The 14,539-nt window shown below is 73.7% G+C and carries 14 protein-coding genes; 4 read left to right on the top strand and 10 right to left on the bottom strand.

The annotated features are described in order from the left end of the window. Window positions 1-44: 44 nt before the first annotated feature. Window positions 45-2,732: a CHAT domain-containing protein gene (locus Dsi01nite_RS47155; protein ID WP_203853005.1), complete on the bottom strand. Its 2,688-nt coding sequence runs from the start codon at window positions 2,730-2,732 to the stop codon at window positions 45-47. A gap of 106 nt (window positions 2,733-2,838) precedes the next feature. Here Dsi01nite_RS47155 and Dsi01nite_RS47150 point away from each other — a divergent pair, with 106 nt between their 5' ends. The 3 genes from Dsi01nite_RS47150 to Dsi01nite_RS57910 all read left to right on the top strand — a co-directional run bounded on the left by Dsi01nite_RS47150 (window position 2,839) and on the right by Dsi01nite_RS57910 (window position 6,020). Beyond that, complete coding sequence (locus tag Dsi01nite_RS47150) at window positions 2,839-4,032, top strand: S8 family peptidase (protein WP_203853004.1); 1,194 nt, start codon at window positions 2,839-2,841, stop codon at window positions 4,030-4,032. 93 nt (window positions 4,033-4,125) lie between these two features. Next, window positions 4,126-5,229 carry a hypothetical protein gene (locus Dsi01nite_RS57915; RefSeq protein WP_239136785.1) on the top strand — a complete coding sequence of 368 codons (1,104 nt, stop codon included), beginning with the start codon at window positions 4,126-4,128 and terminating at the stop codon, window positions 5,227-5,229. Continuing rightward, window positions 5,226-6,020: an SDR family NAD(P)-dependent oxidoreductase gene (locus Dsi01nite_RS57910; RefSeq protein ID WP_239136783.1), complete on the top strand. Its 795-nt coding sequence runs from the start codon at window positions 5,226-5,228 to the stop codon at window positions 6,018-6,020. Before Dsi01nite_RS57915 ends, Dsi01nite_RS57910 begins: the two co-directional genes overlap by 4 nt. Window positions 6,021-6,023: 3 nt before the next feature. Here Dsi01nite_RS57910 and Dsi01nite_RS47140 read toward each other — a convergent pair whose 3' ends face one another. The 8 genes from Dsi01nite_RS47140 to Dsi01nite_RS47105 form a co-directional block, all read right to left on the bottom strand. Further along, window positions 6,024-6,632 (bottom strand): response regulator transcription factor, encoded by a 609-nt coding sequence (locus Dsi01nite_RS47140; RefSeq protein WP_203853003.1) that lies wholly within the window; start codon window positions 6,630-6,632, stop codon window positions 6,024-6,026. Then, entirely contained in the window at window positions 6,632-7,741 is a 1,110-nt protein-coding gene (locus Dsi01nite_RS47135; protein ID WP_203853002.1) for a sensor histidine kinase, read from the bottom strand. The genes Dsi01nite_RS47140 and Dsi01nite_RS47135 overlap by 1 nt, the downstream gene beginning before the upstream one ends. A gap of 10 nt (window positions 7,742-7,751) precedes the next feature. Then, window positions 7,752-8,489, bottom strand: coding sequence for an ABC transporter permease (locus Dsi01nite_RS47130; RefSeq protein WP_203853001.1), 738 nt, complete (start codon window positions 8,487-8,489; stop codon window positions 7,752-7,754). A gap of 1 nt (window position 8,490) precedes the next feature. Then, the gene (locus tag Dsi01nite_RS47125; protein ID WP_203853000.1) at window positions 8,491-9,444 is read right to left on the bottom strand and encodes an ABC transporter ATP-binding protein; all 954 of its coding nucleotides are present in this window, start codon (window positions 9,442-9,444) and stop codon (window positions 8,491-8,493) included. Window positions 9,445-9,514: 70 nt separating this feature from the next. Further along, window positions 9,515-10,459 (bottom strand): ABC transporter ATP-binding protein, encoded by a 945-nt coding sequence (locus Dsi01nite_RS47120; protein ID WP_239136781.1) that lies wholly within the window; start codon window positions 10,457-10,459, stop codon window positions 9,515-9,517. Then, entirely contained in the window at window positions 10,456-11,262 is an 807-nt protein-coding gene (locus Dsi01nite_RS47115; RefSeq protein WP_203852999.1) for an ABC transporter permease, read from the bottom strand. Before Dsi01nite_RS47115 ends, Dsi01nite_RS47120 begins: the two co-directional genes overlap by 4 nt. Next, window positions 11,255-12,049, bottom strand: a complete 795-nt coding sequence (locus Dsi01nite_RS47110) for an ABC transporter permease (protein WP_203852998.1) — start codon at window positions 12,047-12,049, stop codon at window positions 11,255-11,257. The genes Dsi01nite_RS47115 and Dsi01nite_RS47110 overlap by 8 nt, the downstream gene beginning before the upstream one ends. A 14-nt stretch (window positions 12,050-12,063) precedes the next feature. Continuing rightward, window positions 12,064-13,047 (bottom strand): helix-turn-helix domain-containing protein, encoded by a 984-nt coding sequence (locus Dsi01nite_RS47105; protein WP_203852997.1) that lies wholly within the window; start codon window positions 13,045-13,047, stop codon window positions 12,064-12,066. A gap of 70 nt (window positions 13,048-13,117) precedes the next feature. Between Dsi01nite_RS47105 and Dsi01nite_RS47100 the strand changes: the two genes are divergently transcribed. Next, window positions 13,118-13,564 carry a rhodanese-like domain-containing protein gene (locus Dsi01nite_RS47100; RefSeq protein ID WP_203852996.1) on the top strand — a complete coding sequence of 149 codons (447 nt, stop codon included), beginning with the start codon at window positions 13,118-13,120 and terminating at the stop codon, window positions 13,562-13,564. Here the strand turns inward: Dsi01nite_RS47100 and Dsi01nite_RS47095 are convergent. After that, window positions 13,550-14,521: a zinc-binding dehydrogenase gene (locus Dsi01nite_RS47095; protein WP_203852995.1), complete on the bottom strand. Its 972-nt coding sequence runs from the start codon at window positions 14,519-14,521 to the stop codon at window positions 13,550-13,552. The two genes, Dsi01nite_RS47100 and Dsi01nite_RS47095, sit on opposite strands and share 15 nt — an antisense overlap. Window positions 14,522-14,539 lie beyond the last annotated feature (18 nt).

The following is a 14,539-nucleotide window of genomic DNA, read 5'->3' as shown; positions in this document are numbered from 1 at the left end:
GTCCGACAATTCCGTGACCCGAATCAGAAAAAGATTCGGAAACGTCAGCCCGCGCCGAAGCAGACGAAACTGTCGGTGCTCGCGCGCAACGCCGGGTCCGACCGGGCCGTCGAGTGTGCCGCCGACTGTGCCAGCGCGAGCGCCGTCGCCGGAGGATGGCCCTCGGCGAGGTGCGCGTACAGGTCGCGCATCAGCAACCGCGTCGCGCCGTCGTCGACCGGCCCCGTGCTCGCCACCACCGTCGCGGTGCCCATGTTCAGCAGCGCCGAGACCAGACCCATCAGCTCGTCGCCCGGATGCACCTCGGCCAGTCCCGTGTCGCAGCCGGACAGCACGAGCAGTGCGGGCGGGCGGCGCAGGACCGACAGGTCATACACGGTCAGCGGGCCGTCGGCCAGCATGAGGAACGAGAACAGCGGGTTGTCCACCCGAAACTCGCCGTGCGAGGCGATGTGCCCGATCGCGGCCCCGTCGAGCGCGGCGAGCGCGGGCGCCACCCGGGCGCGCTCACCGGCGAGCACCGTCGGCGCGGCGCTCCCCACAGCGTTCCGGCCGGCGTTCCGGCCGGCGTTCCGGCCGGCGTTCTGGTCGGCGGCGATCTGCTCGACCTCGGCGGTCGCCTGCGCCGCGGACGGCGCGCCGACGAGGACCGTGGGCCCGGGCGTCCGCGGCTGCGTCGCGACCCGCCACCAGATCGCGGCCGACGGCGCGACGGTCATCGACCGGCCACGCAGCCGGGGCAGCATCGTCCACGGCATCGCGTGCAACGCCCCCGTCGGCACGAGCACCAACGGCCCGTGTTCGCCGATCAGGTCAGCTACCGGGTCGAGCAGCAGCCGGTCGAGGGTTTCGACGCCGCGGGCGGCGCGGGCGGCGCTGGTGCCGCCGTGGCCGAGGATCTGGCCGCTGAGCGCGATCCGCAGGTGCTCGAGCTCGGTCGTCACGGGCGCGATCGGCCCGACGACGCGGTGCGTCACCCGGTGCCCGCCGACGACGAGCGCGTGCAGGACGCCGTCGATGGCGAGCAGTTCCAGCAGGACCCGCCCGTCGAGCGCGGCGACGAGGTCGGCGAACGGGACGTCGGTCCGCGCGGTCGGCCCGGAGCCCGGCACCCGCCACGAGCGGCGGCGGATCTCCGCCTCCAGGGACCGTTGCCGGCGCAGGAGCCGCCCGGCGCGTTGCGGGCCCGCCGGCGCCGCGGCCAGCTCGCCGGTGATGCGGCGCAGCTCGCTGAGATGCCTGGCGACGACAGGGTCGCTGGACGGGTGCGTCGGCGGCAGGGACAGCGCCGCCGACCGGCAGCGCTGCGCCCAGGTGAGCGCCTCCCGCGGGCCGCCGTGGTCCAGGGCGAGCCGCAGCCGCAGCCCGGCGAGCGCCGCCGCCTCGACGCTGCCGCGGACCCGCAGTTCGGTCGCGCCGAGGCTGGCCCGGTACTCGTCGGCGATCCGCAGCCCCACTGTCGCTGCCCTTGCCGCGGCTGTGGCCGCGGCCGTGCCGGTGCCGCGCGCGAGCTCCAGCCTGGCCCGGACGTGCCACCAGCGCACCCGCAGCGGCGCCGGACCGTACTTCGACGCGGCGGCGGCCTCGTCGAGCAGCTCGGCGGCGGTCCCGCACTCGCCGAGGTCGACGGCGAGCTGGGCGGCGTCCAGCAGCGCCTCCCAGCCCGGCTGCGGCCAGCCGGCCGCCACCAGGGCCTGCCCGGCGGTGCGCAGGTCCCGCAGCGTGCCCCGGTGCGCCCGGCCGGACGCGGCGACCGCCGCGAGCTCGGCGACCCTGGCCCGCGCGATCCACACGCCGCGCTTCTGCCGCGTGAACACCTTGCGGGCGGCGGCCGCGGCGGCCCTGGACTCGGTCGCCCTGGACTGGGCGGCCGCGAGCCGGGCCATCATCAGGTGCGCCTGACCGAGCACCGAGTCGAGATGCCCGTCGGTGCAGGCCGCGATCGCGGCGCGGATCGCGGTGTCGGCCTCCGGCAGCAGGCGCACCGACAGCAGCAGGTCCGCGCGGTCCAGCAGGCTGACCGGGTCGACGCCGGTGTTCCACAGCCGGTCGTGCGCCCGGTCGTACCGCGACAGCGCCGTCGGCACGTCGCCCGCCTGCGCCGCGACGAAGCCCAGGTTGTGCTCGACCTGCGCGGCCGCGGTCGCCATCCCGAGCCGGTTGTACAACGTCTGCGCGGCGCGCAGGTCGGCCTCGGCGAGGCGGAGATTGCCCCGGAACCCGTGCAGCACCCCGCGGTTCGTCAGGGTCCGGGCCTCCCACACCTCGTCACCGGACTGGCGGAACGCCCGCAGCGCACCCCGGTACAGCTCCATCGCCTTCTGGTCGAACCCGAGCCGGCGCAGGATCAGGGCCCGTTGCATGGTCGCCCGGGCGCGGCGCTGCCCCTGCAGGTCGGCCATGGCACGGTCGATCTCCCGCAGCGCCGCGGTGGGCCGGCCCAGGTCGTCGAGGATGAGGGCGTGGCTCATCCGGGCCTCCGCCTCGTACTGCGTCAGCCGGTGGCGCCGCGCGACGGCGATCGACGCGCGCAGGTGCCGGGCGGCGTCGGCGGCGTCGTGCCGGGCGCGCGCGGCCAGGCCCAGCGTCCGCAGCGCCACCGCCTGCGAGGCGCGGTCACCGGCGCGCCGGGCGTCCCGCAGGGCCGCGTCGGCGAGTACCTTGGCCTTGCCCGGATCGGCCATCACGATCGGTAACAGCCGCTGCGCCAGTTCGTCGGCCGTGGAGGACACCCCCGATGTGTATCACGGGCAGCCGGCGGCGTCTCATGTCAGCGGTCCGTCTGATGATGAGTAGCCGATGCTGACTGGCCAATGCTGACCGCCTTGAGGAGCAAGCATGTCCGTTGCACGAGAACGTCTCGAACGGTGGCTGCAGACCCGCGACGAACGGCTGTCGGGGCTGCCGTGGTTGCGCACCGAGACGCACGCCGGTCGGACGGTGCGGTTCGTCGCCGACGAGATCCTGGTCCAGGACTCCGGCACCGCGATCGCCCACCGCACCCTGGCCGGACTCGGCCACCGCACCAGTGAGATCGCCGAGGACGAGCCGTCGGCGGGGCTGCGCCGCCTGCGCACGTCCGGCCTCGACGTCTCCGCCGCCGTCCGCCGGTTGCGGGGTCAGCTGCCGCAGGGTTCGGTCGTCGGCCCCAACCACGTCTTCATGTCCACGCCGCACGAGCACGGCGGCCCGTTCGGCCCGCCGGTCGCGGTGGACGCCCCGCCGGCGAAGCTGACGCCCTCGAAACCGGCCGAGGCGTCGGGCACCACCTCGCCGGTGCGCGTCGTCGTCATGGACACCGGTATCTGGCTGGACAGCCCGCTGCCGGCCGGCTGCTACACGGCGACGCCCGAGAACCACGAGACCGTCCTCGACGGCGACGCCGACGGCATGCTCGACTCCGACGTGGGCCACGCGAACTTCATCGCCGGGGTCGTCGCGCAGGACACCGCCGGCGCGCAGGTCCGCATCGTGAAGATCCTGGACAGCTTCGGTGTGTGCACGGAGGCCGACCTCGCCGTCGCGATCACCGGCCTCACCGACACCGACGTGCTCAACCTGTCCCTCGGTGGCTTCTCGGTCGGCGACCTGCCGCCGGCCGCGCTGTCCGCCGCCCTGCAGACGTTCCTGTCGGGCGGCGACCGGGTCGTGGTCGCCGCCGCCGGCAACAACGGCATCGCCGACCGCCCCTTCTGGCCGGCCGCGTTCAGCACGGCCGGAGGCACTGCCGGGTGGGCGGCGCAGGTCGTCGCCGTCGCCGCGCACGACGGCACCGCGATCTGCGAGTGGAGCAACACCGGGCCGTGGGTCAGCGTCGCCGCACCCGGCGCGGACATCGTCAGCACGTACATCAACCACGAGCTGTTCGCGAGCGGCTGGGCGGCGTGGAGCGGCACGTCGTTCGCCACGCCGAAGGTCGTCGCCGCGATCGTCGACCGGGTCGCCACGGCCGGCTCGGTCACCGCCGCGGCCGCCGCGGTGCGCGCCGAGGCGCAGGGCAACCCCCTGGGCGGCTACCCGGCGCTGCGCTGAGTTTTCCAGATAGCACACACGTACGAACGTGAATGTTCGTGAATCCCGCACTATTGGTTACGCTCGATGAACCAATAGTGACGGGATTGACGGATGCTGGGAGACGGCACGCTGCTGGTGCACTGCTCGGCCAACCAGGCGCTGCGGTGCGCGCCGATCGCCGAGCGTCCCGGCGCGGGCCTGGTCATCTCGCCGTACCAGCGCGACGAGGCGGGCCTGCTCGCCACCGCGGCGTACCTGCTGCGCCAGCGCCGGTTCGAGGCACCGCTGCTGCTCGACGCGGCCCGCTACGCCGGGCAGGCGCGACTGCCCGCGAGCGCCCCGTTCAACCCGCGGTGGCTGCGCCGGCAGCGGGAGCTGGGGTTGCCGGTGCTCACCGACTCCGGGTACGTCGACAGCGGCGACCAACTCGGGCTCGCCGGCATCCTGCACCGCGCCGCCATGCTGCCCGACACGATCGCCGTCCTGCCGCTGCACCCGATCTGGCTGCAGGACCGGCTGCACCGCACCGTCCTGACCGGCCACATCCGCGCCGCCGGCGCTCCCGTCGCCCTGGTGCTGGAGGCCAACCGCGACCCGTTCGCCCTGCCCGGCGTGGTCGAGGGGCTCCTGGCGGTCCTCGACTGCGGTGTGCCGACGCTGCTGCTGCGCTGCGACGTGTCGGCCCTCGGCGCGTTGTGCCACGGCGCGCGCGCCGCCGCGGTCGGCACCGTCGCCGCCCTGCGCCACCTGACGCCGCGCCCTCCCCCGGCCGCCGGGCCGCCCCATGGGTTCCGCCCCGCGGCGCCGTCAGCGGTGTTCCGCCCGACGCTGTCGTACCGCCGGATCGGCGCCATCGCCCGGGCCCACCGCCGTCATGCGGACCCGGACCTGTTCGGCTGCGCCTGCACCGTCTGCGACGGCCGCGACGTGGACTGGATGGCCGCGCTGAGCGACCGCGACCGCGAGGTGCCCGCGTTCGAGCACTCGATCCGCGTCCTGCAGGACCTGCGCGACGAGCTGTTCACGACGCAGAACACAGGGGCACAGAACGCAGGGGTACAGAACGCGGCGGCACAGAGCTGGACGGCCCGGTGCACCGACGCCGCGTACCGCTGCCGCGAGCTCGGCTGGGACGTCACCCCGATGCTCCGCCACTGGCAACAGCCGCAACACCACTCGCGCCTCGGCCCGACGGTGGCACGATTGACGGCGTGAAGATCGAGCTTGCCGGTCGCACCGCACTCGTCACCGGCTCCACCCAGGGCATCGGCGCCGCGATCGCGCTCGGCCTGGGCCGCGCCGGCGCCCGGGTCGGCGTCAACGGCCGCACCACCGAATCCGTCAGCCGGGCCGTGGCCACGCTGCGGGAGCAGGCGCCGGACGCCGAGTTCGTGGCCGTCGCCGCCGACGTCACCACGGACGATGGCACCCGCACCGCCCTGCAGGCCCTGCCCGACGTCGACATCCTCGTCAACAACCTCGGCATCTTCGGCTCCCGGCCGGCCCTGGAGATCACCGACGACGAGTGGCGCACGTACTTCGAGACGAACGTCCTCACCGCCGTCCGGCTCACCCGCGCCTACCTCCCGGGGATGAAACTGCGCGGGTGGGGCCGGGTGCAGTACATCGCGAGCGACTCCGCCGTCGCCATCCCCGCCGAAATGATCCACTACGGCATGTCGAAGACGGCGCTGCTCGCGGTCTCGCGGGGGTTCGCGAAGGACGCCGCCGGCACCGGCGTCACCGTCAACTCCGTCATCGCCGGCCCGACCCATACCGGCGGCGTCGAGGACTTCGTGTACTCACTGGTCGACCGCGACCTGCCCTGGGACGAGGCGCAGCGTGAGTTCATGCGCCGGCACCGCCCCAACTCGCTGCTGCGGCGGCTGATCGAACCGGAGGAGATCGCCAATCTCGTGGTCTACCTGAGCTCCACGTTCGCGTCCGCGACGACCGGCGCAGCGGTGCGCGTCGACGGCGGCTACGTCGACGCGATCCTGCCGTAGCTCTCATAACCAGCCGTTGGACTGGGCGACGCCGACGGCCTCGATGCGGTTGCGGGTGCCGGTCTTCGTGATCGCCGCCGACAGGTAGTTGCGCACGGTGCTCTCCGACAGGTGGAGCCTGGCGGCGATGTCCGCGACGGTCGCGCCACCCGCCGACTCGCGCAGCACGTCGCGTTCCCGGTCGGTGAGCGGGTCGGGCCCGGCGGCGAGGGCCGCCGCGGCGAGGGCCGGGTCGACGACGCGTTCACCGGCGTGGATCCGGCGGACCGCCGCGGCGAGCTCCTCGACCGGGCCGTCCTTCACCAGGAAGCCGCTCGCGCCGGCCTCCATCGCGCGGCGCAGGTAGCCGGGCCGCCCGAACGTCGTCAGGATCAGCACCCGGCACCCGGGCAGCCGCCGGCGCAGCTGCGCGGTCGCGGTGATCCCGTCGCCGCCCGGCATCTCGATGTCGAGCAGCGCGATGTCGGGCCGGACCCGTTCGGCGGCGGGGACGATCTGGTCCCCGGTCGCGACCTGCGCGACCACCTCGAGATCCGGCTCCAGGCCGAGCAGCAGCGCGAGCGCGCCCCGCATCATGCCCTGATCCTCGGCCAGCAGCACTCTGATCGTCATCACCACGTCCGTCCCAGTGGCAGCCTCGCGACCAGCGCGAACCCGCCACCGTCGCGGGCGCCGGCTTCGAGGGTGCCACCGGCGGCCCCCAGCCGCTCGGTGAGGCCACGCAGCCCGTTGCCCGGGGACGCGCTGCCAGGGGTCGCGCCGTTGTCGACCACGCTCAGCGCCGCCGCGCCGTCCGTGGTGGAGATCTCGATGTCGCAGCGTTGCGCGCCGCTGTGCCGGACCACGTTCGTCGTCGCCTCGCGCAGCACCCACGCGAGGAGCCGGTCGGTGTCGTCCGGCAGCGGGTCCGCGGTCCGCTGCACCGTCGCGGCGATCCCCGCGCTGGACAGCACCCCCTTCGCGCGGGTCAGTTCGGCGGTCAACCCGGCCTCCCGGTAGCCGGTGACCGCCTCCCGGATCTCGACCAGCGCGCGGCGCCCGATGTCCTCGATGTCGGCGGCCTGCGCGGCGGCCGCGGACGGGTCCCGTTCGGCGATGCGGCGCACCACCTCCGCCTTGACCACGATCACCGACAGCGTGTGGCCGAGCAGGTCGTGCAGGTCGCGGGAGAACCGCAGCCGCTCCTCCGCGACCGCCGCCGTCGCGAGGGCGTCCCGGGTCTGCCGCAGCTCACGGATCAGCCGCTGCATCTGGCGCACCGCGCCGGCCAGCCCCGACGCGAGGAGCGTGCCGACAACGGTGATCAGCGCCTGCTCGAGCGCGCCGTGCAGCAGTCCGAGCAGCACCGTCACGGCCACCACCGACGCGAGCACGGCGGCCGCGACGTGCACCCGTTCCCGGCCCGCGTACACCGCCATGCCGCACGTCCCGACGAACAGCATCAAGGTCAGCCAGTGTTCGCCGTACGCGGCGGCGAGCCCCACCCCGAGCGCCGCCACGACCGCGAACCCGGCGGTCGAGACCCGGCTCAGGTCGTCCCGGTGGTCGAAGCCCAGCGTCGTGATCACCGTGTACGTGAGCGCGAACAGCCCGAGCCCCACCCCGGCGACCACCCCGGCCGGCCCGCGGTGGATCGTACCGGCGGGTTCGAGCAGCGGAAACATCCACACACCGACCCAGAGCAGCCCGGACACCGCCGGCCTCCAGCGTTTGCCTGGCATGATCAACACCCTACAAGCTGGCCGTGCTGCGGACCGATCGGCGGAACCCCACGACGGCGAGGCCGGTGAACGCGACCATCCAGCCGGCGAGCGTCAGCAGGTCCGTGACCGTCGGCGAACCGCCGAAGGCGACCTGCCACGACATGTCGGCGTACGCGTGGGTCGGCAACCACCGGCCGACCGCCGCGACCCAGCCGGGCAACGCGTCCAGCGGCAGCCACAGCCCACCGACGACCGACATCCCCAGGTACACCAGCAGGTTGAGCGGCTGCACCGTCTGCGCGGTCGCCAGGTATCCCATGCCGAGGCCGAGCAGCGCGAACGGCAGCGCCCCGAACCACAGCAGCGGCACGATCGCCAGCCACTGCACCGGGCCGAGCCGCACGTCGTTCACGAGCACCCCGGCGACGCACAATGCGACCACCGGGACGATCGCGGTCACCATCGCCGCGAGCCCCTTGCCGACGACGACGCGGACCGGCGACAGCGGCGTGAGCCGCAGCTGCCGCATCCACCCGATCGACCGGTCGACCACGACCCCGGAGGCGTAGTTGAGCAGGGCGCCGATCGCTCCGTACCCGGCCATGCTGACCATCGTGTACGTCGCGGCCACGTCCCGGTCCTGCCCGGTGAGCCCGTGCAGGTTCGTGAAGAGCAGGTAGCTCAGCAACGGCATCAGCACCGCGAAGATGAGCAGCCCGGGCATCCGGGCCAGCCGCCGCAACTCCAGCCGCACATACGCGCGCACGTCAGATCCTCTCGAGGGTCGGCGCCGCATCGGTGAGCGCCGTGTTGGTCAGGGTCAGGAACGCTTCCTCCAGGCCCGCGCCGACGACCTCGAGGTCCCGCAGGAGTCCGGCGGCGGCGAGCGCGAGCACCGTCGCGTCCGAGTCGGTGGTGGTGAGCACGACCCGCCCACCGAGCCGCGTGACCGCGGCGACGCCGGGCAGGCGGTCAAAGGCGTGCGGTGCATCCGATGCGGCCACGCTCACGGTCCGGACGCCGACCATCTGCTTCACGCTCACGGCGGTGCCGTCGGCGATCACCCGTCCCCGGTCGAGCACCACGATCCGGTCGGCGTTGTCGTCGGCCTCCTCCAGGTAGTGCGTGGAGAACAGGACGGTGCGGCCGTGCGCGGCGTACTCACGGATCGCGGCCCAGAACGCGCGCCGGGACTGGACGTCCAGCGCCGCCGTGGGTTCGTCGAGGATCAGCAGGTCGGGCCGGCCGATGACGGCCATCGCGAACCGGAGCCGCTGCTGCTGCCCGCCGGACAGCCGCTCCACGGTGCGCCCGGCGAGCCCTTCCAGGTCGGCGAGCGCGAGGGCCTCGCGGACGGGCATCGGCCGCGGATACACCGCGTGCAGGAACTCCAGCAGATCGCGGACGCTGGAGCGGGGCGGCACCCCACCGGCCTGCGGCATGGCACCGATCCGGCCGCCGGCGACGGCCTTGTTCACAGCACCCGTCACGGCCTCGCCGAACAGCCGGACGGTGCCGGTCCGTGGCCGCAGCATGCCGAGCAGCAGGAGCAGCGTCGTGGACTTGCCGGCACCGTTCGGCCCGAGCATCGCGACGACCTGACCCGGCTCGATCCGCAGCGACACGTCCCGCACCGCGAACCCGTCCGCGCTGTTCCCAGTGGCATTCCCAGAGGCGTTCTCGTAGGTGTACGACACCCTGTCCAGCTCGACTGTGGCCATGGCTCGACGGTATGGCGCGGGCTCCGGAGCCGGCAGATGCGTCCGTCGCACGCCGGCCGTGACATTTGTACTAGCCCGCGTACAGCCGCCGGACCACCGCTTCGATGTCGGGTTCCTCGATGGTGAGGTCGTGGACCTGCACCGCGCGCTGCGCCACGGCGGCCAGGATCGCCGCGACCGTCGTCTCCCCCGGCGCGAACGACAGCCGCTGCCGCAGCCCGCCGGCCTCATGGCCGACCAGGCGCGTGCCGGGGATGCCGTCCAGCGGCGGCGCCGGGTCGGTGAGGTCGAGGACCACGTGGCGTTCGGCGCCGACCTGCTCGACCAGCTGGGCCAGGGTGCCGTCGAACGCGAGCCGCCCGTGGTCGACGACCAGGATGCGTTCGGTGAGCCGCCGCACGTCGCCCATGTCGTGGGTCGCGAGCAGCAGGCTCGTGCCGTGCAGCGAGCGCTGCTCGATCAGGAACACCCGCAGCCGCTCCTTGCTGAGCACATCGAGGCCGATCGTCGGCTCGTCGAGGATGAGCAGCTCCGGCCCGTGCAGCAGCGCCGCCGCGACCTCACCGCGGATGCGCTGCCCGAGCGACAGTTGCCGCACCGGCGTGTCCACGAACTCCCCGAGGTCCAGCCGGTCGACGAGCTCGTCGGTGCGGTCCCGCACCGCGTCCCGCCCGAGCCGGTGGATCGCGCCCAGCGCCACGAACGAGTCCCGCAGCGGCAGGTCCCACCACAGCTGGCTGCGCTGGCCGAACACGACCCCGATCCGCCGCGCCAGCTGCCGCCGGTGCCGCAGCGGGTCGAGGCCGCAGGTCAGCGCCGATCCGGAGGTCGGCTTGAGGATGCCGGTGAGCATCTTGATCGTCGTGGACTTGCCGGCCCCGTTCGCACCGATGTATCCGACCGCGGCGCCCCGCGGCACGCTGAACGTCAACCCGTCGACCGCCGTCTTCGCCCCGAACACCCGCCGCAGCGCGACCGCCTCGATGATGTGGTCCGCCATGCTGGCACTGCTCATGATCCGGCTCCCGTGTAGTGCCGCAGGCCCGCCCGCCAACCGAGCAGCGCCACCGTCCAGACCGCCGCGGCGGCGATCGGCGAGCACCAGCCGAGCACGCCGGCGGGTAGGCCACCGGGCGCGGCGCCGGGGATGTCGAGCAGGGCCAGCACCGGCAGGTACGCGACGAACGCGGCCGGCACCACGAACGTGAACAGCACCCGCGCCGGTGTGCCGAACACGCTCGTCGGGAACTGCGCGGCGTAGCTGCCGCCGTACACGAACGACGCCGTGAACTCGGTCCCCTCGACCAGCCAGAACTGCACGGCCGCGGCCCCGACGAACAGCGCCGCGAACAGGGCCGCGCCGGCGCACACCGTCACCGCGAGCAGCGCCGCCTTCGCCGGCGACCATGCCACCTCGGTGTGCGCCAGCGCCACGACGGCCAGCGCGGAGCCCGCGACGGTACGCCCGAACCGCCGCAACGAGATCTCCGCGGTGATCAGCTGGGCGAGCACCGGCAGCGGCCGCAGCAGGAACGCGTCGAGCGTGCCGGACCGCAGGTAGTTCGGCAGCGCGTCGAGGTGCCCGACGACGAGATCGGCGAGGCTGAACGACACGTGCCCGATCGCGAACACCAGCACCGCCGCGGGGAAGTCGAGCCCGCCGAGCGCCGGCACGTTGGCGAAGATGACGTAGATCTCCAGGAACCCGCTGATCGTCGCGCCGAGACTGGCGACGAGCTCGATCGCGAACGACCCCCGGTACACCGTCTGCGCCCGCATCCGCAGCCGCACCAGCACTACGTAGGGATTGTCAGCCACCCTGGATCACCAGCTTGCGGGTGCCGAGCGTGAAGATGAGGCGGCCGGCGGCGAGCAGGCCGGCGGCCCATGCGGCCTGCACGGCGAGCAGCCGCACCGCGTCCCAGCCGGCGGAGTGGCCCATGAGCACGTCGATCGGGGTCTGCAGCATCGACGGGAACGGGGTCACGGCGGCGGCCGCGGCGAGCCACCCGGGGAACCACTGCACCGGCACGGCGAGACCGCACAGGATGTTGGTGACCAGCAGATACATCGTCATCGGGCCGCGCAGGTCGAGCAGCCAGAACGCGGTCAGGTTGACCAGCCACCGGCACGCGAACGACACGACGACCGCGAACGCGACGCTGAGCAGGCCGAGGACGTACGCGCCCGGGTCGCCGGGCAGCGCCAGCCCGGTCACGGCGGCGCCGACGGCCAGCGGCGGCAACCCGCGGGGCAGGAACACGAACGCGGCCCGACCGAGATCGGCGGCGAGATGGGCGAGCATCGGATCGACGGGCCGGGCCAGGTCGACGGCGACGTCGCCGGTACGGATCCGCTGCGCCAGCTCGGTCCACGCGAAGAAGTAGACGGGGCCGATGAGCGCCTGCCCGAGCCACACATAGGTGACGCCGGTCAGCGCGTCGTAGCCGCCGAGCGTGCCACCGGCGGCGGCGATGGTCGCGGTGATGACACCGGCGCGGATCAGGCCGAACACGCTGTTGGTGAACGCCCCGGCGAACGCCGCCAGGCGGTAGGTCGACCATCGCCGGAAACCGATGCCGACGAGCGTCAACCAGAGGCGCACAGCGCGTAAGGCTATCAGTGCCCCTTGACGCGGAAGGCCTGCCGGTACGCGGACGGCGAGGTGCGCATCGTGTTCGTGAAGTGGTGCCGGAACGTCACCGGCGTCTCGAACCCGACGGCCGCCGCGATCTGTTCGATCGGGGTGTCGGTCGACTCGAGCAGCGCCAGGCTCGCCTGCACGCGCTGCCGGATCAGCCAGCGGATCGGGCTGGTGCCGGTGGTGCGGGTGAAGTGCCGCAGGTATGTCCGTGCCGACATGTGCGCCTGCCGGGCCAGCACGTCGACGGTGAGCGGCTCGGCGAGGTGCGTGAGCGCCCAGTCGACGCTGCGGGCGATGCGGTCGTCGCCACCGTCGTCCGCGTCGTCGGTCCGGCCGGGCATCGGCGCCTCGATGAACTGGGCCTGGCCGCCGTCGCGGTGCGGCTGGACGACGAGCCGGCGGGCGACCGCGTTGGCGATCGTGGCACCGTGGTCGGCCCGCACGACGTGCAGGCACAGGTCCAGGCCGGCGGCGCTGCCGGCGCTGGTCCACACGTCGCCGTCGGCCAGGTAGAGGACGCCGGGGTCGACGTGGACGGCGGGAAACCTGCGCTGCAACAGGTCCGCGTAGCGCCAGTGGGTCGTGGCGCGCCGCCCGTCGAGGAGCCCCGCGGCGGCGAGCGCGAACGCGCCGGAGCAGATCGACAGGATGCGGGCGCCGCGGTCGTGCGCGGTGCGCAGCGCGTCGAGGACCGCGGGCGGCGGGTCGAAGTGGACGTTCGCGACGCCGGGGACGATGACGGTGTCGGCGGCCGCGAACTCGTCCAGCCCGAACGGCGTGGTGAGGGTCGCACCGCCGATCATCGGCACGGGCGCGTCGCTCGGCGCACACACGGCCAGCCGATACCAGGGGCGCTCGAACTCGGGGCGCGGCAGCCCGAACACCTCGGTGACGATGCCGGTCTCGAACGCTGACATGCCCGGGTACACGAGGACGGACACGCTGCGGTTCGGCACCATGGCGGTATCTTAGCGAACGGTGTCATCCACGCCACTGTCGCGACGGATTGCCCCGCCCCACGATGGACGCATGCCAACCACAGCCATTGAGAACACCGCCGCCGTCGCCCATTTCGCGGAGCGCCTGCGGTTCGAGACCGATGTCAGTGACGTCCACGCGGCGCTCGAGGCGCGCACCCCCGGGTACGTCGTCGTCGACTCGCGCGGCGCGCAGGCGTGGGCGCAGGGTCACCTGCCGGGCGCGGTGCACCTGCCGACCGCGCAGATCGCCGCCGACGCCGCGGCGGCGATCCAGCCCGGCACGCTCGTCGTCACGTACTGCTGGGGGCCCGGCTGCAACGGCGCGACGCGGGCGGCGCTCGAGTTCGCGAAGCTCGGCTATCAGGTGCAGGAGATGCTCGGCGGGTACGAGTACTGGGTGCGCGAGGGCTTCACGTTCGAGACGGCGGCCGGAACCGACCGGCGCCCGGCCGACGAGCTCACCGCGCCGCGCTGGGCCGTCTCATGCGACTGTTAGCACCGTCTTGCCGATCGCGGTGCGGGACTCGATCGCGGCGTGCGCGTCGGCGGCGCGTTCGAGCGGGAACGTCTGCCCGATCAGCGGCGTGAACCGGCCCGCGGCCACGTCCCGCAGGGCGCGGCCCAGGTAGGTGCGGAACCGGTCCGGGTCGAGCCGGACGGATTCGAGGCCGGTCGCGGCGATGCCACGGGACCGGGCGACCTCGGGGTCGGCGGTGGCGAACCCGCCGGCGGGGGTGCCGTGCGCGGAGAACCGGCCGCCTTCGACGACGAGGTCGAACGCGGCACGGCCGTAGTCGCCGCCCGCACCGTCGAGGACCACGTCGACGCCGCCGACGGCGTCCCACACCGTGTCGGTCCAGTCGCCGGCGCCGTAGTCGACCACGACGTCCGGGCCCAGCGATCCCGGCGAACCCAGTCCGCGCAGCGCGTCGAGCTTGGCGGCCCCGCGGGCGGCGGCGACGACGGTCGCGCCGGCGGCCTTCGCGGCCTGGACGAGCAGCGCGCCCATGCCGCCCGCGGCGGCGGTGACGAGGACCCGGTCACCGGCGACGACCTTCACGACGTCCATGAGCGCGAGCGCGGTGACACCGTCGTGCAGGACGGCGGCCGCGGTCCGCGCGTCGACACCGTCGGGGATGTCGACCAGGGTGGCCTCCGGGACGGCGACGCGGGTCGCGTACCCGCCGCCCGCGTGACCCAGCCGCGCGACCACCCGCCGCCCCGAGCCGCCGCCGGACAGCACCGTGCCGGCGACGCCCACGCCGGGGCGGTACGGCGGTGTGACGGGGAAGTACGCGCCGCCGTCGCCGGACCTGACGAGGGTCTCCAGCCACAGCGTGTCGGCCGCGTCGACGTCGACGAGGACCTCGCCCTCGCGGGGGACGGGGTCGGAGAATGTGCCTGGTTCCAGAACTTCCGGTCCGCCGAAGCGGGTCACCTCGATCGCCTTCATGGACACAAGCCTGGAACC

This window comes from Dactylosporangium siamense (assembly GCF_016862795.1).
GTDB classification, from domain to species: domain Bacteria; phylum Actinomycetota; class Actinomycetes; order Mycobacteriales; family Micromonosporaceae; genus Dactylosporangium; species Dactylosporangium siamense.
This window is presented reverse-complemented; position numbering and strand designations above follow the sequence as displayed.